Annotated in this window: 15 protein-coding genes and 1 pseudogene; 12 read left to right on the top strand and 4 right to left on the bottom strand. The window is 35.0% G+C overall.

What is annotated here, in order from left to right:
* The first annotated feature begins 117 nt into the window (after positions 1 to 117).
* From AC4BB7_RS16275 to AC4BB7_RS16265, 3 genes are all read left to right on the top strand, one after another.
* Entirely contained in the window at positions 118 to 1,071 is a 954-nt protein-coding gene (locus tag AC4BB7_RS16275) for an ABC transporter ATP-binding protein (protein WP_490483734.1), read from the top strand.
* A 1-nt stretch (position 1,072) separates the two neighbouring features.
* Positions 1,073 to 2,590, top strand: a complete 1,518-nt coding sequence (locus AC4BB7_RS16270; protein WP_490483733.1) for an ABC transporter permease/substrate-binding protein — start codon at positions 1,073 to 1,075, stop codon at positions 2,588 to 2,590.
* Positions 2,591 to 4,068: 1,478 nt separating this feature from the next.
* Positions 4,069 to 5,688 (top strand): ABC transporter transmembrane domain-containing protein, encoded by a 1,620-nt coding sequence (locus tag AC4BB7_RS16265; RefSeq protein WP_490483732.1) that lies wholly within the window; start codon positions 4,069 to 4,071, stop codon positions 5,686 to 5,688.
* 144 nt (positions 5,689 to 5,832) lie between these two features.
* Here AC4BB7_RS16265 and AC4BB7_RS16260 read toward each other — a convergent pair whose 3' ends face one another.
* Positions 5,833 to 6,114 (bottom strand): hypothetical protein, encoded by a 282-nt coding sequence (locus AC4BB7_RS16260; RefSeq protein WP_490483731.1) that lies wholly within the window; start codon positions 6,112 to 6,114, stop codon positions 5,833 to 5,835.
* Positions 6,115 to 6,331: 217 nt separating this feature from the next.
* Here AC4BB7_RS16260 and AC4BB7_RS16255 point away from each other — a divergent pair, with 217 nt between their 5' ends.
* The 5 genes and pseudogenes from AC4BB7_RS16255 (at position 6,332) to AC4BB7_RS16235 (ending at position 9,048) form a co-directional block, all read left to right on the top strand.
* Complete coding sequence (locus AC4BB7_RS16255) at positions 6,332 to 7,381, top strand: radical SAM protein (RefSeq protein ID WP_490483730.1); 1,050 nt, start codon at positions 6,332 to 6,334, stop codon at positions 7,379 to 7,381.
* 1 nt (position 7,382) lies between these two features.
* Positions 7,383 to 7,973 (top strand): hypothetical protein, encoded by a 591-nt coding sequence (locus AC4BB7_RS16250; protein WP_490483729.1) that lies wholly within the window; start codon positions 7,383 to 7,385, stop codon positions 7,971 to 7,973.
* A 22-nt stretch (positions 7,974 to 7,995) separates the two neighbouring features.
* Positions 7,996 to 8,136, top strand: coding sequence for a hypothetical protein (locus tag AC4BB7_RS16245; protein ID WP_490483728.1), 141 nt, complete (start codon positions 7,996 to 7,998; stop codon positions 8,134 to 8,136).
* 15 nt (positions 8,137 to 8,151) lie between these two features.
* A pseudogene (locus tag AC4BB7_RS16240) lies at positions 8,152 to 8,424 on the top strand (LMxysn_1693 family intestinal colonization protein); the annotation flags it as partial.
* Between the two features lie 27 nt (positions 8,425 to 8,451).
* Complete coding sequence (locus tag AC4BB7_RS16235) at positions 8,452 to 9,048, top strand: CPBP family intramembrane glutamic endopeptidase (protein WP_490483727.1); 597 nt, start codon at positions 8,452 to 8,454, stop codon at positions 9,046 to 9,048.
* A gap of 156 nt (positions 9,049 to 9,204) precedes the next feature.
* Here AC4BB7_RS16235 and AC4BB7_RS16230 read toward each other — a convergent pair whose 3' ends face one another.
* Positions 9,205 to 10,188 carry a LacI family DNA-binding transcriptional regulator gene (locus tag AC4BB7_RS16230; protein ID WP_086314485.1) on the bottom strand — a complete coding sequence of 328 codons (984 nt, stop codon included), beginning with the start codon at positions 10,186 to 10,188 and terminating at the stop codon, positions 9,205 to 9,207.
* Positions 10,189 to 10,201: 13 nt separating this feature from the next.
* Entirely contained in the window at positions 10,202 to 11,683 is a 1,482-nt protein-coding gene (locus AC4BB7_RS16225) for a sucrose-6-phosphate hydrolase (RefSeq protein ID WP_490483726.1), read from the bottom strand.
* 249 nt (positions 11,684 to 11,932) lie between these two features.
* Here AC4BB7_RS16225 and AC4BB7_RS16220 point away from each other — a divergent pair, with 249 nt between their 5' ends.
* Positions 11,933 to 13,894, top strand: a complete 1,962-nt coding sequence (locus tag AC4BB7_RS16220) for a sucrose-specific PTS transporter subunit IIBC (protein ID WP_490483725.1) — start codon at positions 11,933 to 11,935, stop codon at positions 13,892 to 13,894.
* Positions 13,884 to 15,497: a glycoside hydrolase family 13 protein gene (locus AC4BB7_RS16215; RefSeq protein ID WP_490483724.1), complete on the top strand. Its 1,614-nt coding sequence runs from the start codon at positions 13,884 to 13,886 to the stop codon at positions 15,495 to 15,497. The genes AC4BB7_RS16220 and AC4BB7_RS16215 overlap by 11 nt, the downstream gene beginning before the upstream one ends.
* Before the next feature lie 125 nt (positions 15,498 to 15,622).
* Here AC4BB7_RS16215 and AC4BB7_RS16210 read toward each other — a convergent pair whose 3' ends face one another.
* On the bottom strand, positions 15,623 to 17,809 hold the full coding sequence (locus AC4BB7_RS16210; RefSeq protein WP_490483723.1) for an alpha-galactosidase: 2,187 nt from the start codon (positions 17,807 to 17,809) through the stop codon (positions 15,623 to 15,625).
* A gap of 88 nt (positions 17,810 to 17,897) precedes the next feature.
* On the opposite strand from AC4BB7_RS16210, the gene AC4BB7_RS16205 reads away from it, so the two are divergent.
* Both AC4BB7_RS16205 and argR read left to right on the top strand, forming a co-directional pair.
* A complete protein-coding gene (locus AC4BB7_RS16205; RefSeq protein WP_490483722.1) occupies positions 17,898 to 18,695 on the top strand; it encodes a helix-turn-helix domain-containing protein in 798 nt (265 codons plus the stop codon).
* A gap of 152 nt (positions 18,696 to 18,847) precedes the next feature.
* Positions 18,848 to 19,303, top strand: a complete 456-nt coding sequence (argR, locus tag AC4BB7_RS16200) for an arginine repressor (RefSeq protein WP_086314480.1) — start codon at positions 18,848 to 18,850, stop codon at positions 19,301 to 19,303.
* Positions 19,304 to 19,317 lie beyond the last annotated feature (14 nt).

Below are 19,317 nucleotides of genomic sequence, written 5' to 3'. Positions count from 1 at the left end.
ACAAGTCGTTAGAAACATCAGACATTTTCAAGTATACTTATAAACATACTTAAAAATAAGGAAGATTTTTCTAAAGATAGATAGCAGAGCCACACAAGAAAAAAATGAGGTGAACAAATGATTGATTTTCAAAACGTCTCCAAAAAATACAACGACCAATTCGTTTTAAATAATTTTGATGTCTCAATTGAAGACGGCGAATTTTTTGTATTAGTAGGTCCTAGCGGTAGTGGGAAAACGACCACCTTAAAAATGATCAATCGACTGATTGAACCAACCGAGGGGGATATCTACTTTAACGACAAACGACTGATCGATTACAATCTGAAAGAACTAAGATTGACCATCGGCTATGTCCTGCAACAAATCGCACTTTTTCCAAATCTAACCGTTGCTGAAAACATCGAATTGATCCCAGAGATGAAACACTGGAACAAAGCGAAAAGACGAGAAAGAACGGAAGAATTACTAAGAAAAGTCAGTTTGCCACCAGAAGAATATCTACACCGAAAACCTGCTGAATTATCTGGCGGCGAGCAACAACGTATTGGCATTTTACGAGCGATTGCAGCGAAACCTGATATTATTTTAATGGATGAACCATTTAGTGCATTAGATCCGATATCGAAAGGTCAGCTACAACAATTGATCAAAGAGTTGCATAAAGAACTAGCAAGTACAGTTGTTTTTGTAACCCATGATATGAATGAGGCGTTATTTTTAGGTGATCGAATCTGCGTCATGAAAGATGGGGAAATCGTACAAACAGATACGCCAGAACAAATCAGAAGCAATCCAGCCAACGATTTTGTAGCGCAATTTTTCCAACAAGATCATTCTAACCTAGAAAATTATTGTGCGGCTGATTTGTTAGCATTAGAGCTTGTGGAAGATGGACAAGTCAACAGCGAAACAATTGTCGATCTAGACACGACATTACCTAAAGTGATTCGTTTACTTATAGATGGGAAAACCGTTATACTAGCAGATGAGAAAGGACCTATCGGTGAAATTACAGATCGCGCGATTTTACGCTTCTTAGAGACAAAGATAGAAAAAGGTGATCATTAATATGGGAAAACTGATCGAAACATTTATTGCCCGAAAAGAAGACTTTATTCAAGCGGTTGTCGAGCATATTCAACTCTCGTTACTGTCATTACTGATTGCCATTCTTATAGCGATCCCGCTTGCGATTCTACTGACAAATTATAAAAAAGCGGCTGAATTTGTATTGCAAATCACGGGTATTTTCCAAACGATTCCGTCACTTGCTTTGCTCGGGTTATTGATTCCAATTATCGGTATCGGCAGTCCGCCTGCAATCGTTGCGTTGGTGATTTATGCGTTATTTCCGATTTTGCAAAATACCTACACAGGTTTGACCGAAATCGATCCTTCCTTAGAAGAAGCTGCCGAAGCATTCGGGATGAATAAACGGGAAAAACTAGTCAAGTTTGAGTTGCAGTTAGCTTTACCTTATATTATTTCAGGTATTCGTACAGCGACAGTAATGATTATTGGGACGGCCACACTTGCTGCCTTGATCGGTGCAGGCGGGTTGGGGACTTTTATTTTACTTGGAATCGACCGAAACAACGTGTATCTGATTTTGATTGGTGCGATTTCTTCTGCTGTTTTAGCTGTTTTGTTTAATTTTGGGATTCATTTGTTGGAGAAAGCTACAGTGAAGCGAATTGTAGCAGCCTTTATGGTCTTACTCGCTTTGTTAGTTGGATCGTTTGTCTACACCCATCAAGAAGCGGAACAAAAAGAAATTACCGTCGCAGGAAAATTAGGGGCGGAACCTGATATCTTGATTAACATGTATAAAGAATTGATTGAAGCAAATAGTGATATCCACGTAAACCTAAAATCAAACTTTGGGAAAACCAGTTTCTTATTTAATGCACTAAAATCTGGTGAAATCGATGTCTATCCTGAATTTACTGGCACCGTTCTAGAAACCTTTTTGAAGGACAACAAAAACACATCCAATGATCCAAGAGAAGTATACGAATATGCACGAGATCAAATCAAAAAACAAGAAAATATGGATTATCTAGAACCAATGCGCTATGAAAATACCTATGCTGTTGCTATTAAACGCTCATTTGCAGAAGAAAATGGATTGAAAACAATCGAAGATTTGAAAAAAGTTGAAAGTCAGTTAAAAGCTGGTTTTACCCTAGAATTTATCGATCGTGAAGATGGCTATAAAGGGTTACAAAAATTATATAACTTGAATTTCGATGTGAAGTCGATGGAGCCATCGTTACGCTACCAAGCAATCAATAATGGCGATGTCAATGTGGTGGATGCTTATTCGACAGATAGTGAATTGAAGCAGTATGATTTGGTGATTTTAAAAGATAATAAACAGCTATTTCCACCCTATCAAGGTGCGCCATTGCTGAAAGCTGAGACGCTTGAGAAATATCCAGAATTAAAAGAACTATTGCAGCCTTTGGTTGGTAAGATCACGGAAGAAGAAATGAGTGAGATGAATTACCTAGTCAATGTGGAGCAAAAAGATCCAGCGACGGTTGCGCATGATTATTTGGTGGAGCATAAGATGTTGGAAAAGTAGTAATTGATAAATGAACAGATACAACGAGGGAGATGAATCGTTATCTTCCTCGTTGTATCTGTTCTGACTATCATAAGTTGTTTTTTGCATGCTTTATAAGGTATAATAAATAAGAAGGTGATCATTATTTATTGTGATTACAAAAAAGCCAGTGCGGAAACACTGACTCTTTAGTTGAATATTGACTAAAGCTCGAAAGTGTATAACATCGCCACTATCTTACTTTGGTCGGGCAGATAGTGGTCTTCTTTTACTCAAAAATAGAAGTGATAAAGAGTTTAATCACTTCGACAATATAGTAAGCCACAAGCGTGACGACTATTTTCGAAGCGATATCTTTTAACAAATCTTTCAAGGACCGCTTTTCCAATGTATTAAAGCAGGACAAAAGCGATAAAGACATATCTTTATGGCATCAACTCCTTTTTCAGAGCTTCAGCCGTTATTCAACTAGTTATAGTAAATCAAAGATTGTATCGATAGTGTATTAAATATTTTACAAAATAGTAATGAGCAAACAGTCAGCCGTGAAGAATGTTTATTTGATTGAATGCTACGTATTCTGGTAGATAGCATTCTTTCTTACTATACGCATTATTGACCTTGGCAACTTGATTTATCAGTTCATGCTGATTGTTTTTGGCTTCAAAATACTAAGTGACCGCTTACTATTTTGAGGTGTCGGCTGTTTCCTCGTTACTATCGTGGCTGCAAGGACCTGTCATAAAAAAGGCTTGCTCCGTCAAAAGTTAGCACAAAATCAACAGATCATTACAGCAGGTGACGCATGGTGAGAGAAGTCAGATTTGCGGTAACTTCCTCGAAAACGATTGTTCAATTCTAAAAAAAGAGTTGCGCAACCGTAAAATAGAACGAAAAAAAAACGGTTCCGGACACCTGCCGAAACCGCGCTAAGTACAATTAAGAAGCATTGACCTGTTTTTATCGATAAACTCAGAACATCAGAAAAAACACTAGTAATTTCATGAAATATTGAGTAAAATAAAAACAGTCAATGAAAATTGACTAAGGGCAACTTGTACATTCAGGTGAACTCTGATTGTATAAGGCTCTGTGGGATGACGACCAATCTTCCTGCAGAGTGCCTTTTTATTTTGTCTAGCTGAACGACATTCGTTTGGCTAGATTTTTTTTCGTTCTATCTCATTCCATTTTAATTTAAGTGAGGTGGAGAGTCAATGGGGGAATGTAAGTTTGTGTGAAAAAATTTTAAAATTATTCTTTAGAATAATTACTTAACTTTTTGTTTGTTTTTGATATAATGATAAAGACCGTTGTTTTTCTGTAAAAGTTCTAACTTAAGTAGAGTTGAGAATAGTTTCTATAGTTTTTGTAATAGATATAAAATTACTTTTCTATAATGGCAGTGATAATATTGTGAAATTAGTAACAATGTTGTTCGATACAAAATTATTTAATTTTAGGTTAGCATTCAAGACGTTATGAGGAGGAGTATTATGAGCCTATTTTTAGAGTATTTGAAGACAAGAAAAAATTGTTTTCTTTTGCTAGTAATCTTTACCTTACTGAATTCACTGGGGTCAATACCGATACCATATCTTTCGAAATATCTCATTGATGTTATTCTTATCGAAAAAGAATATAATAATATTTGGAAATATCTAATTATTGTAACTTTTATAATAATAGTTCAATTAATTACAGGAAAAATTACTGTAAAAGTTTCTGCAAATTTTTTTCAAAAATTCTTATTTGAAACTAGAAAAAGAATTTTTGCAAGTAATTTTTTTACCAATGACATAGATAAAACATCATTAAATACAGTTATATTTAATGATTCAGAACTTTATACTACTAATATTCAATTAATTATTACTACAATACTTTCAAATGTGTTTACAGGAATTGCTTATATTGTTGTAATGCTGAGGCTTGATTGGAAACTATCGGTTATTACCTTTACTTTTATTCCAGTTTATATTATTTGGATAGTATACGTAAGTTCCAAATTGAGTATACTCAGCAAGCAACAACAACATGCTAAAGACGATTTATTAGCTTCTGTTAATAACGCTCTTTTGAATTTTGAAGTTATAAATATTTATAATTTTACAAAAAGAATAGTTAAGTCTTTCGATTCGATCATTGATAAGAATCAGAAATTAAATATTAAATTTTCGATTTATCAAAATTTTATTAACATAGTTGCAGGTGTAATTATTACTACTGCATCGATTATTCCATTCATAATCGGAGTTAACTTTGTAAAAAATGACAACCTTACTATCGGAAGTTTAGTGGCTTTTAATTCGTATAGTGGTTTGTTATTTGTGCCAATAACTCAGTTGGTTGCGATAATATCAACTATTAAGATATCTAACGTTTACCAAGCTAGAATTGACTATTTTATTAATGAGGGCACTATTTTAGAAGAGAAAAGAATTCCAAAAATCGGAAGTATTTTACTGGAAAATTTAACTGTTTATTCAAACGATGAAATAGTTTTAAAGAATGTAAATTTAAGTATTTCATCAGGGAATTGGATACGTCTTTCAGGAGCAAATGGTAGTGGCAAATCTTTACTTTTGAAATCTATAGCAAAACTCTACAAGGAATATACTGGAGAGATTGTACTAAAAACTAGCAAAAATAAAACTATTAACGTCGCTGAAAATGTTTACGTAAGCTCAAATGAAATCATTTATGTGTCAAATCAACAAAGTTTTCCTTTAGATAACTTGTTTGAAGAATTTACAATAAAAAATGAAATGACAACCGATGAGATAAATGATATTTTGAATATAGTAGAGATTGGTGAAAAAATATCTTCTCTGAGAAACGGTATTTATACGCCAAACATTGAGGTGCTGAATGAGTTCAGTACGGGGGAAGTGCAAAAAATAAGATTAGCTAGAGCACTTGTAAGAAAACCAAGTTTTCTATTTTTAGATGAAATATTCTCAAACATTGAATTAGAACAGAGTATTAGCATATTAGAAAATATATATCAACAATATCCTAAGATATCTTTAGTAGTTGTAGAGCATCATTTTCCAGATACTATATTATTTAATCAAAAATTTTCTATACGGCAAAAAGAAATAATTGTTATGTGAAACTATTTGTAGAGTAAATCTTAAAAATATAGGTAGCCTATTGCCAGATTAAGGATACAAAATAAGGTTAGAAGTCATTTGCTTCTAACCTATTTTAATACTTACAAAAGCTTAAAGGTTTTAGTATAAAGAGATAGTTAACCATTAAGTTATCCATGTAAATAAACTTAAAATTGACGTAATAATTCCAGCTATAAGAGCTAAAATTCCAGCTAATAGAGTTACATTTTTTCCAACTTCACTTGTCGGTGTAGATGTAGGTATTGAAAGTAAACTTGATTTTTTTTTGATCAATAATAGATAAGATGAAACAAATAAAAAAACTGCTATCAAAAGTAATTCTACATAATTAGGAAGTGAAAAAGTGAGCAAAATTAAAAGTAAAACAACTGCAACAGATATATATATAAGTTTGTCTTTATTCATTTTAATCCTCCTAGCTGTTTATACTATATATAATATCATACTAAACTAAAAAATGTACATTTTGAATTGAAGAAATAATATTTTTAATGAGATTATTTAAGTACAAAATTATAAGTAAGTTCATCTAAATGTTTAAATCGTATTTTTGTTTGTTCAAATAATCACAATTGTATGCTATAATGATGGAAAATACATTATGTAAAAAGGAGTTTTGATAATGAAAAGACCTGGGGTAGTAACAGCTGCTATAATAACTACTGATAAATGCTCTGCCGCTTGCAAAGAATGCTGTTTTCAATGTAGCCCTAAAAAAAATAGCAGATTGAGCTTAGAAGAAATGAAAACGTTTATCGACAATCTGGTCAGTGATTTCCCAGAGATCAATTCAGTGGTTTTTACAGGTGGCGAATGTTTTTTACTTCAAGAAGACTTGTACAGCATTATAAAATATGCAACTTCTCAGGGATTAGCAACTAGATGCGTTACAAATGGATTTTGGGGTAATAATAAGTTGAATGCCGCAAAAGTGGTACAAAGATTGAAAGAGTGCGGATTAGTAGAATTGAATTTTTCTACTGGAGATAATCATCAGGAGTGGGTAGCTTTTCAAAGTGTTGTAAATGCTGCTTTAGCTGCATTGCAGTTAGGAATATCTGTAGTTATTTCTGTTGAAAATCATAACGCGACAATATTTAAAATAGAAGATGTCTATAAAAATCCAGAGATAGAAATGTTTATGAGAAATAATAAAAAACCAGAGCTATTCAGCGTAATCAGTTCTTTATGGATTCCATTTCATAAAGAGACAAGATATTCTTATAATTTCAAAATTGATAGAAAAGAGTTAGGAGAAGAACAGATTACTAAAGGGTGTGATTCTATATTAGAATATGTTGGATTGAATCCTGACAATCAAGTGATTTCATGCTGTGGCCTGACAATATCATATATTGATTCAATGAATTTAGGAGAATTGAAAGGTAAGAGCTTATTGTCATTATATGAGGAACAACTTGATGATTTTTTGAAAATCTGGATATGGGTTGATGGAGCAGAATATATTTATAATTATGTTACTACAACATTTAACGTTGAAAGGAATAAAGACTTAGTTCATCCCTGTCAATTTTGTGCCGAATTGTATAATAATAAAGAGCTCATATCATGTTTGTTCAAATTAGATGAAAAAGTTATTTTTGAAGTATTAAATAGATACCATGTGAAGCTGAAAACTATAAATAAATCGATGATTAGAAGGAGTGTATGAAATGGACAAAGAATTAAGTTATCTAGAAAAAAAGGAAAGGAAATTAGTTATTCCTGTGAATAAGGAAATAGCTTTAGATTCTGAACGGTTTATAGAAAATAAATTCAGTGATAAAGATTCTTTATTGGAATATGTGTCTTCTATTGATCAAAAGCATGAAGTTTTTGAAGGATTAATATTGTTACAGAATAAAGAATTTGTAGAGATATTGGATTCTCGTGATATAGAAGCTATTGTAAATTATATAGCTAAAGAAAACAATTGGATGGCTACAACTGAACCAGATTCTCCTCAGCCAAGAGCAGTTGCGGTTCCTATGACAGCGGTTGCATTTTTCTTCGTAGCGGTTGTGGGAGCAGTTTATTTTGCAGGTGCAGCTAAAACAGTCACTAAAACTATTCAATTTTCAGGCTTAGATAAGTTTTATTCTCCTATATTTTTACCAGAAACTGAATGTATTTTACGAGCAATTGGAGAATATGTGGATAGTAATTTTGCAGTTGAGGTGGATAAACATATAATAAATATGGCTACTGAAGATATCAAAGATAGATTTTATTCTGGAATATCCAATAACAAATTAGCTTTTTAAAAGTTGTAGCAAGTAGCTTCACATGGTTTTTTTATTTGGTGTTATTGGGTTTGGAGCTATCTCAGAAGCCTCAGAGCTAGAAAATAATGCTGAAACTCCTGTTAATGTAGTATCAGAGGATGATGAATTTTATTATGTTATTGATGACAATAATGCTATTTAATCCAGAACATGGTCAAAAACACAAAATTATAAAATAAAAAAAGGAGCAAGAACCTATTTAGGCACTTATACAACCAATCGTAAATCCACTGTGCAAATTAAATTTATGGTAGGTTCTGCTGAAGTAAAATTAGGAAGTTCTTATTCTGAAAGTGGTAAATTTAAAAAATACAAACAAAATGTTACTGTAACAGTAACTTACAAGAGATATAGAAAAATAGATAATAAGTATGTTGATACTAAGACAGTAACGTCTAACACATCCTATACCGATTACGAAGCGATTTAATAAAGCATAATGAATTGAGTGAGAAAAGTGATTCTTAAAGTTATCTACATTTTAATCTATTTTTTAATAATGGAAGTAATCCCATCTGTCGGAGTCAGCTGGGATTTATCTAATCCAATAATTATACTCAGTCAAAAGGTATTTTTCGTATTATTAGCGATGCTCTTATTTAAAAATGATTTATGGCTTGGATTGAAAGAAGTGAGACTAAAGCAAACGATTATTCCAATTTTCGCTACATTTTTATTTATGTGTTTAACATATCTACTTGTAGTTAAAACTTTAGGTACAGGTTTAGCTATCGGTAAATACAATGTGAGTTTCATACTGATTTTAGAAGGAGTTCTTATTACACCATTTGTTGAAGAGATAGTTTTTCGATATTGCTTTATTAACGCTCATAAAATTTATGTGATGATTGTTCAAATGCTACTATCTAGTATTTGGTTTATGTATGGTCACGCAGCAGCTGCGAATTACAATTATATATTATTAATCCCTTACTTTGTATTGGGTATTCTTTTAAGTTTAATTTATATAAGAAAAAATAATATTTGGTACAGTATTTTGGTACACTCTAGCTATAACTTTGTGGTAATAGTAATTTCTACAATTATGAACTAGTAAAATAGTACGGGACGATTATTAGAAAAAAGTTTCAAATTCTTTTGTCATAAAGAATTTGAAACTTTTTTCGTGCTAGCCATACAGACAAAGAGCTTCAATTTTTTAACCAAACCTATCACAACAGATAAAAGAAACCCCGTTCAACCCAAACCATCAAGTTGTCTGCCCCTGAATTAATTTTACAGGCAACAGATAATTCTTCTCCAATTTTTTTTCAGGATTTTGTATCCTCTGCAATAAAAGATCAACTAAAATATCCGCATAATCAGCCATCGGTTGAGCAATCGTCGATAATTGGGGAAAATAGTTCTGAACAAATTTTGTCCCATCATAGCCAATGATCTTGAGCTGTTCAGGAACATTTATCTTTAATTGCTGACATTGATTATAAGCAAGAATAGCCGTTAGATCATCTGTGCAAAATAAGCTGTCAATGTCCTCCGTCTCCAAAATATGCTTAATCTCTAAGTTTTTTAGCGTTGTTGAGCGAGCCGTCGTTTGAATATGAAAAATTTTAGGGGTCAATTCATGTTCTTCTAAAAAGTTTAAATACCCGTTTAAACGAAAATTTGTTGGGGAGTTCGATTCGTGTGAACCTGTCAGGATCGCGATTTTTCTGGCTCCTCTAACATATAAGGTCTCAGTCGCTAAATACCCGCCTTGGAAATTATCACTGCCGATAATGGGAATAGTATTCCCTAAAAATCGATCAAAAGAAACAATCGGAAGTTCAACATCCTCATATTCTGTGATCCCTAAGTTGTGCGCACCAGCAATAATACCATCAACTTTATTTGCAGCAAGCATATTTATATAATGACGTTCTTTTTCCTTATTATTGGCACTATCACACAAAATAACCCGATACCCCAAATCAAAGAGTTTCTGTTCGATTCTTTCCACCAACTCTCCAAAAAATGGATTTGCAACAGTTGGGAAAATAAGCCCGATTAATTGTGTGTTTTTTCCTTGTAGTGAACGAGCCAAAGAGTTTGGTTGGTAATTAAGCTCTTTCATCGCACGATTTACCTTATCGATTGTTTTTTTACTTAATGAGCCGTAATTATTAATAACACGGGAAACAGTCGTAGGAGAGACACCAGCTTTTTTTGCTACATCTGTTAATTTGACGACCATACAATTCCATCCTTTATTGGTTAGTTTTCCGCAGTTGCCAAAATTGTCCTTGATAGTCTCCGTCACACGTTAAATGAAATCCTGTGTGACCTGTTCCTGGGAATGCTCGCATGGTTGCTACTTTTTCGCCATCGTTGATAAAAAGTTCAACAACGGAAGAATCGACAAAAATTTGTACATTCAATGGTTTTTGTTCGATAGAAAATGATCGTACAACGCCATAATCTTCTCCAAAAGGAACACCAGCATGACTGCGGTCTATTGTCATTTTACCACGTTGGGAATCAAAATGAATCGTTAATCCTTGATTCTGTGCTTTATCAGCATATAAGGTAAGGGTTCCAGTGGCTAGAGAATCAAATGATAGAGCTAATTCATAATGATTTGTTGCAGTCTCATGAAAAGAATCCTTGCTGTTATCAAAATGTATTCCTTCGTCTATACGTAGTTGTTTCATCTCTGCAACAGGACGTTGATATAATTTTTTATCCTCTACAATCAATTCCTTCACGATGCTTAAGCAATGTGCCCATTCCTCTTGGTCAGTGGGATAATCAATTTCCGGCAATCCAATCCAGCTGATCGATAATAAGCGCTCGTCGGGTGCTTTAAATGCTTGTGTAGCGTAAACGTCAAAGCCTTCATCTAAGTTTTTCAAGCTAGAAGGGTTTGTTAAGCGGTTTGATTCAGGCTGATAAGAGTCGCCAATGACATACATATTTGGATAGATATTTTGATAAGGGCAAACATCAGAATCTAACCCTTGTGGACAAAAAATAAGTAGAGCGAATTCGTCCGTTAAAAGTAAATTGGGGCATTCGATCATAAATCCCATGTCCTGATCAGTAAACCCTAATTCACCGATACAATGCCAAGAAAGTAAGTCAGAACTTTGATAGGTTAGAATTTTGCCTTTTTCTGCTTCATCTTGCGCTCCGATCGTCATTAGATAGCCAGATTTATAACGAAAGACTTGAGGGTCTCTGAATTCAGACGTATAACCAGCTGGAGGTGCAGCGATCAGCGGCTCTTCGATTTTTTTTATGCTACCTGATTGATCCATCCAGGCACCTAATTGATACGAATGACGAGTCCAATCATCATCACGAACGTTACCTGTATAAGCAAGAAATAACTGATCAGACATCGGCAGAGCAGTTCCAGAATAAACGCCATGGCTGTCGTATAAGCTATCTGGGAATACTTTTGTTCCCTCTTCTTTCCAATCAATCAAATTATCAGAGGTCATGTGATACCAAGATTTTATACCGTGAACGGGGCCCATCGGATAAGACTGATAAAAAACATGCCACTGATTATTGAAAAATGAAAAACCATTTGGGTCGTTTAGTAAACCTGTAGCAGGTTGAATATGATAACCTAAACGCCAGATTGACGTGTCTATTTTCTGTTTTAGTGAGGCAAGATATTCTGGCTCCCATTTTTCATAGGGCTGATAACGTTCTTCTCTAGACCAAACTTTTTTTTCGGACATATATATTCTCCTCGTAAGTGTATTCTCACATATAGTGTAACGATTTAGCGTTATAATGTCAAACGTATAACAATTATTAATCTATTTAAAGAAAGGTATATTTTGTTTGTTTAATTAAAATTGATATACGTTTGACAATCCATCAGAATCGTGGCATACTTTGTATGTGAAAAAGCGATTACATTTTTGAAACACAAGATAGTTTCTTCTATTTCAGTAACGCTTAAATGACAATTAGGGGGAAAGAAGATGGATTACAAAAAAGTAGCAAAGGAAATCAATGAAGCACTCGGGAAAGACAATATTCAGGCTGCCGCACATTGCGCAACACGTTTAAGGCTTGTTCTAAAGGATTCAAGTAAAGTGGATCAGAAAGCTTTAGATAATAACGACGCTGTGAAAGGAACGTTTGAAGCCAACGACCAATTCCAAATTATCATAGGTGCTGGCGATGTAAATAATGTATACGATGAACTTATAAAAATCACCAATGTGAAAGAAGCGTCTACCGCTGACCTAAAAGCTGTTGCATCGAATGGTAAAAAAAATAATCCTATTATGGCATTTATTAAGGTATTATCTGATATTTTTGTTCCGATTGTCCCGGCATTAGTCGCGGGTGGGTTATTGATGGCATTAAACAATGTCTTGACTGCTCAGGATTTATTTGGTCCTCAATCAGTCGTAGAACTATTTCCGAATGTAAAAGACTTTGCGAGTATCATTAATCTACTAGCTTCCGCACCATTTGCTTTCCTACCTATCTTGGTCGGCTTTTCTGCTACGAAGCGCTTTGGTGGAAATCCTTATTTGGGTGCTGCAATGGCAATGGCGATGGTGATGCCTGATTTAGTTAATGGCTATGGTGTGGCAAATGCGATCGCAGATGGAAGTATGCCTTATTGGCATATTTTCGGAATGGATGTTGCGCAAGCCGGCTATCAAGGTTCTGTGTTACCCGTATTAGCAGTTTCTTGGATTTTAGCGTCTTTAGAAAAATTTTTCCACAAACGTATTCCCAACGCGTTTGATTTTACATTTACACCAATGCTAGCCATTATTATTACTGGTTTTTTAACATTTATCGTTGTGGGTCCGATGATGAGAATTGTATCAGACGGTCTGACGAATGGACTTGTTTGGTTGTATGATACAACAGGAGCACTCGGCTTAGGTGTCTTCGGTCTATTTTACTCACCGATTGTCATCACAGGATTGCATCAAAGTTTCCCAGCCATTGAAACGACTCTGCTAGCAGACGTAGCGCGAACTGGCGGATCATTTATTTTTCCAGTCGCTTCTATGGCCAATGTAGGGCAAGGGGCAGCAACGCTTGCCATCATGTTATTAACGAAAAATAAAAAACAAAAAAGCTTAGCAACGTCAGCAAGTATTTCTGCTATGTTAGGTATTACTGAACCAGCGATTTTCGGAGTCAATTTAAAACTTAAATTTCCATTTATTTGTGGCATGATTGCCTCAGCTGTAGCCTGTTTATTTATCGGTGCTTTCCATGTACTTTCAGTAGCGATGGGACCAGCAAGTGTGATCGGATTTATTTCAATCGCACCAAAATCAATTTCCTATTTCATGATCGGTATCGTTATCAGTATCTGTGTAGGATTCGTGACAACGTATGCATACGGAAAACGTCATATGGAGGTTTTTGTAGGTGATGATGAAGCAGCTGGAGAAGTTGCCGTTGAAATCAATGAAGATCCTGAAGCAAGTGTAGCGGCTGTTCAAGATGAAGTGTTGGCATCGCCCGTAAGCGGTACTCCTATTTCACTAAAAAAAGTAAATGATCCTGTATTTGCACAAGAAATGATGGGAAAAGGGATTGCAGTGATTCCAGAAGAAGGTACTATTTATGCACCTGCTGATGGAGAATTAACCGTTGTTTATGATTCAAAACATGCATATGGACTTAGGACGACAAATGGTGCAGAAGTATTGATCCATATCGGAATCGACACAGTCGGATTAAAAGGCGAAGGCTTTGAAACAAATAGAAAATACGGTGAATTATTAAAAAAAGGAGATGTTTTAGGGACAGTTGATTTAGAGAAAATTAAACAAGCTGGTTTAGATAGCACCGTAATGATGATTATTACAAATACGGATGTCTATGCGGCTGTCGAAGCAATTAATCTACAAAAAGTGGATGGAGGCCAAGATCTATTGGCGGTAAGTGCACATTATGAAAACTAATTGGTGGAAGAAAGCCACGATCTATCAAATTTATCCACGCAGTTTTCAAGATACAAACGCTGATGGTATTGGGGATATAAAAGGGATTATCCAGCGTTTAGATTATCTGGCCTTACTAGGAATAGAGGCGATTTGGCTCAGTCCTGTTTATCAATCACCCAATGAAGATAATGGCTACGATATTAGTGATTATGAAGCGATTGGCTCAGAGTATGGCACCATGGAAGATATGGATAATCTGATTGCTGAAGCACAAAAAAGAAATATCAAGATTATTATGGATCTGGTCGTGAATCATACGTCATCAGAACATCCGTGGTTTCAGTCCGCACTGCAAAATCCTGCGAGTGAATATCATGATTTTTATATCTGGAGAAAAGGAAACGAACGTGAAAAACCAAATGAACTTCAATCAAATTTTGGTGGTTCTGCGTGGACTTTTGTCCCGACGCTCGGGGAATATTATTTTCATTTACATGCGAAAGAACAGCCTGATTTGAATTGGGAAAATCCTGTGATGCGTCAAGAAATTTATCGTATGATGAATTATTGGATTGAAAAAGGCGTTGGCGGTTTTCGTTTAGATGTTATTGATTTGATAGGAAAAGAACCAGATCAGTTGATTACTAAAAACGGACCAAAGCTGCATGAACTTTTACAAGAAATGAATCGAAATACATTTGGAGACTATGACTTAGTTACAGTCGGTGAAACGTGGGGCGCAACGCCAGAAATCGCTCAGCTTTATTCTGATGAGAGCCGAGAAGAGTTATCAATGGTTTTTCAATTTGAACACATCAATTTAGATAAACAAACAGGCAAAAGAAAATGGGATATCAAAAAATTAGATCCTAAAGAATTGCATCAAGTGTTTTCTAAATGGCAAACAGAATTAGCTGGAAAAGGGTGGAACTCGCTGTTCTGGAATAATCATGATTTACCTCGGATTATCTCTCGTTGGGGCGATGATGAGAAGTACCGAGTGATCAGTGGGAAAATGCTAGCCATCTACCTTTACTTTCTTCAAGGAACACCTTATATTTATCAAGGAGAAGAAATCGGCATGATCAATTATCCGATTAAAACGATTGATGAAGTTGATGATATAGAAAGTCGCAGAATGTATGATGAACGTATCAATTCTGGTTATACGGAAGAAGAGATCATAGCGTCAATCAATGCGAAAGGGCGAGATAATGCACGTCACCCGATGCAGTGGGATAATTCTGAACAAGCAGGTTTCACAAAAGGGCTTCCTTGGCTTCCAGTAGGAAACTCAAATGAAATCAATGTGGAAGCAGCCTTAAATGATCCAAACTCTTTATTTTATACGTATCAAAAACTGATTCAGTTGCGTAAAGAAATGCCGATTATTATAGAAGGAACATTTGAAAGTATTCCGACTGCTGATGCAACAGTTTTAGCCTATATTCGCGAGTATCAAGGTGAAAGAGTACTCGTTGTCGTCAATTTCTCTGATCTGCCAGCACATTTTGCATTAGGAAAAACACGAGTGATAAAAGAAACGCTCATCCATAATTATGAAAAAGAGATTACAGACGAACTGCTAGCTTATGAAGCGTATGCAGTATCTCTAAAATAAGCAAGAGAGAAAAAGTATATAGCTCAGAAAAAAGGGTCAATGTCTGCAAGGATAGTAAAAAACATTATTGTAGACGTTGACCTATTTTTCTGGGCTGTTTTGATTCTGAAAATGTATTGTAGAGACTATTTAGTTAGTTCATCAAGCACAGTCCAATGTTTGTAAAAGCATTGGAAATCGCCTTTTATTCTTGGAACGAGTATTCCGGCATGATTTAATTCACTACCGCTGTATATGTTTCCCGTTTCCGTGTCTTTGTAGTGTGCAGATGCGTCTAAATAGTTTGTCTTTACATATTGTACAGGTTGAGCGGGCTCAGCAAGACCATTGGAGTAAACAAGTAATGCCTCTGTTTCATTTTTAAATAACCAAGCTGTAGCATAAGTCGAATCAAATTCTTTGATTCGATAGAATTGCCCAAATTGCAATAATCTCCGATGTTTTTTATAAAAAGTAATTTGATCTTTTATTTCTGCTAATACTTCGGGAGACTGTTTTTCTATGGCTAGTTCGTAGCCGAAATTCCCACTCATTGCAATTAGGAATCGGCTTTCTAATGGTGTATTTCGGCCTAATTGATGGTTGGGAATATCTGAAACATGTGCCCCCATCATAATAGGTGGATAAAGATAGCTGTATCCGTATTGGATTTGTGTCCGACATAATGCATCCGTATTGTCACTTGTCCATGTTTGAGGCATATAGGCGACCATCCCAGGATCAAATCGTCCACCGCCGCTCGAACAATTTTCAAATAATACGTGTGGAAATTGTTTTGTTATTTCAGATAAAATATGATACAGTCCTAAAACATATCGATGACTCACTTCTTTTTGTTGATCATTCGGTAAAATAAAACTACCAACTTCAGTCAAGTGTCGATTCATATCCCATTTTACATAATCGATTTTATTTGAAGAAAGATAATCGCTTAATACCTGAATAAGATAATCTTGAACTTGGGGTAAACTTAAATTTAAAACAAGTTGTTGTCTTCCTTGGGTTTGAGGATAGTCAGGTACTTGTAAACTCCACTCAGGATGCACTTCAAATAAACGACTTTTCACAGAAATCATTTCTGGTTCAAACCATAAACCAAATTTCATATTCTGTTGATGTAGAATATCTGCAAAATGTTCAATGCCATTGGGCAGTTTGGTTTTATTGACAAACCAATCGCCTAAAGACGTAGTATCATCTTCTCGTTGACCAAACCAGCCATCATCTAAAACAAATAATTCAATCCCTAAATCATGTGCCTGTTGTGCTTGGTTAATTAAGTCCTTTTCTGTAAAATCAAAATAATTCCCTTCCCATGAATTAAGCAAAATTGGTCGCTCCTGTTCTTGCCAATATTCAGGTATTAAATACGTTTGGTACAATTTATGAAATGTTTGAGAAAGTTGGTTAAATCCTTGGGCACTAAAATTTAGCACGACTTCTGGCGTTTGAAAACTAGATTCAGGCATCAATTTCCACTCAAACGTTTCTGGATTGATTCCTATCTGAATACGTGTACTTCCATATTGTTCAACCTCGGCTTGAGCCACAAAATTCCCGCTGTAAATAAAATGAAATCCGTAAACATGTCCTTGATCTTCATTTGTATAGCGGTCGGCAAGTCCTAAAAACGGATGATGTTGCGGACTGCTCGTTCCTCTGGTCGAACTTATTTTTTGAATACCTGGATGAAGTGGTTGCCGATGAATCATCGCTTCATTGGTGTGTGAACCATTAAGAGTTAATAGATCAAAATCAGAACGTGGTAAGTCTAGCAACATGGAGCCTGCATTTTCCAAATAAATAGGCTGTAATCCATTATTTCGATACTCAACATTGCGCGTAATGACTGGGAGATCGTCATAAATTGTATACCGAAGAACCATTTCAAGGGATTGGACAGGATCGATAAGGTAGATTTCTAACGTTTGCTGTGTTTCTCCTCGTAATGAAGGTAACTCATTTAAAGGAGACTTCCCTTGCGAAATTTCAAAGCGATCATACACAAAATCTGTGATTCGAAAACCTTCTGAATTTCGAAATTGATAATTACTCACCCGATAATCCAAACTTCCTTGTGTGCTCGTTTCAAGAGGCAATGTGTTTAAAGAAAATGTTCGTTCTTCACTGATCGGATTTGTAGCAAAACCGCGATCGATATGTTGTAACTGGTTGACTTGATGATAGCTGCTTAAATAAGGTCCAAAATATCTATGGGTAAGATATTTTCCTTTTTCGACACCTATAATATAACTGATTGTATTGTTGCTTAGATGGAAAATGTTTTGTTTGTTATCGAAAGAGATAGTCATGTCAATCATTCCTTTTCGTTTATTATATACATAGTATCGAGTACAATAGGAATCGACAAGACGAAATAATTTCAAGGAGGGTAATAAATTGCAGAATTTTGTTCGTCAATTCCATTATACAGATGATCACCATTTGCCGATCATTCGTGGAGTTGGTATAGGTGAGGGCAGTAGTACTTATAATTGGGATGCTCGTATTCGAAAAGAACAGATGATTGTTTTGCAGGTGACATTAACAGGTGAAGGTTTCTTAGAAATGGGCGGGAGAAAAATTGCTCTCAGGGAAAACAACGCTTTTTTTGCTAAAATACCTGGCAATTATCGCTATTTTGGTGAGGAGTGGCGTTTTTTATTTATCGAATTTTCAGCTATAATGACGCAATGGTTGGATACATCGATTTCTATTATAGAATTATCAATGGATTTGCTTGAAAGGCTTAAAAGCGTTGTGATTGATCTAAAAGATCGTGAGTTGAGTGCAGTACAAAATGCTAAAATATCATTTGCGCTTTTTTTGGATATTAAGGAAGCAATCCAGAAAGAAATTCAACAAAAAACGGATGGAATTCAGGCAGTAAAAAAATATATTGATACCCATTATTTTGAAGACATAAGTTTAGATTTCCTATCTGAGAGATACATGATATCAAAGTATACATTGATTCGTCAGTTTGAAGAAGTCTACAAGTCATCCCCCATAAACTATTTAAAACAGGTACGAATTATTCAGTCCCTGTCTTTATTATGGGAAGAAGAAGCAATTGGCCAAGTGGCGAAAAAAGTTGGGTTTTCAACGGGAAATTATTTTAGTAAAGTGTTTAAAAAGGAGATGGGGATGTCTCCAAGTGAGTACAGAAACCAAAAAGAAATTTATTTTCCACAATAGTCAACGAATCGGAAAGTGAATGCTGTAAAGTTAAGTTGTAGTGAAGGATTTTCTTATTTTTTCATAAATAAAGTAATTTTTACCAAAAAGAAATGCAATTTTTCTCGACTTTCGCTATAATAAAGAAAATAACCAAAACAGGAAGTGGACACATGAAAAAAGCAGACCGACAACGCTTGATCAAACAACTAATCACAGAAAATGAAATAGAAACCCAAGATGATCTGATTGCACGTCTTGAACAATCTGGCGTTAAAGCAACCCAAGCCACTGTTTCAAGAGATGTACGCGAGATGAGTATCGTTAAAACCCACGGCTCAGATGGTCGCGTGAAGTATGCTTTATTCTCTCAACAACAAGCATCCAGCAGTGAAGATAAGCTAAAGGAATCCGTGAAAGATTCAGTGATTCGGATGGAACGTGTTCAATTTATGGTGATTGTTCACACAGATATGGGTGCAGCAGATGTCGTTACTAATTTTTTAGATGAAGTCAGTTATGAAGAAATTGCAGGGACTGTTGCAGGAGTTGATACAATCATTATCATTGCTCGCTCAGAAGATGACGCGATCGCTGTTGTTGAACGTTTTGAAGCGATGATGGATTAAGCAAAACCAATCAA

The organism is Enterococcus sp. AAFC-DPL-5182 (assembly GCF_058216605.1).
Note: the sequence above shows the minus strand (reverse complement) of the source record. Positions and strands in the feature narration are given on the sequence as shown.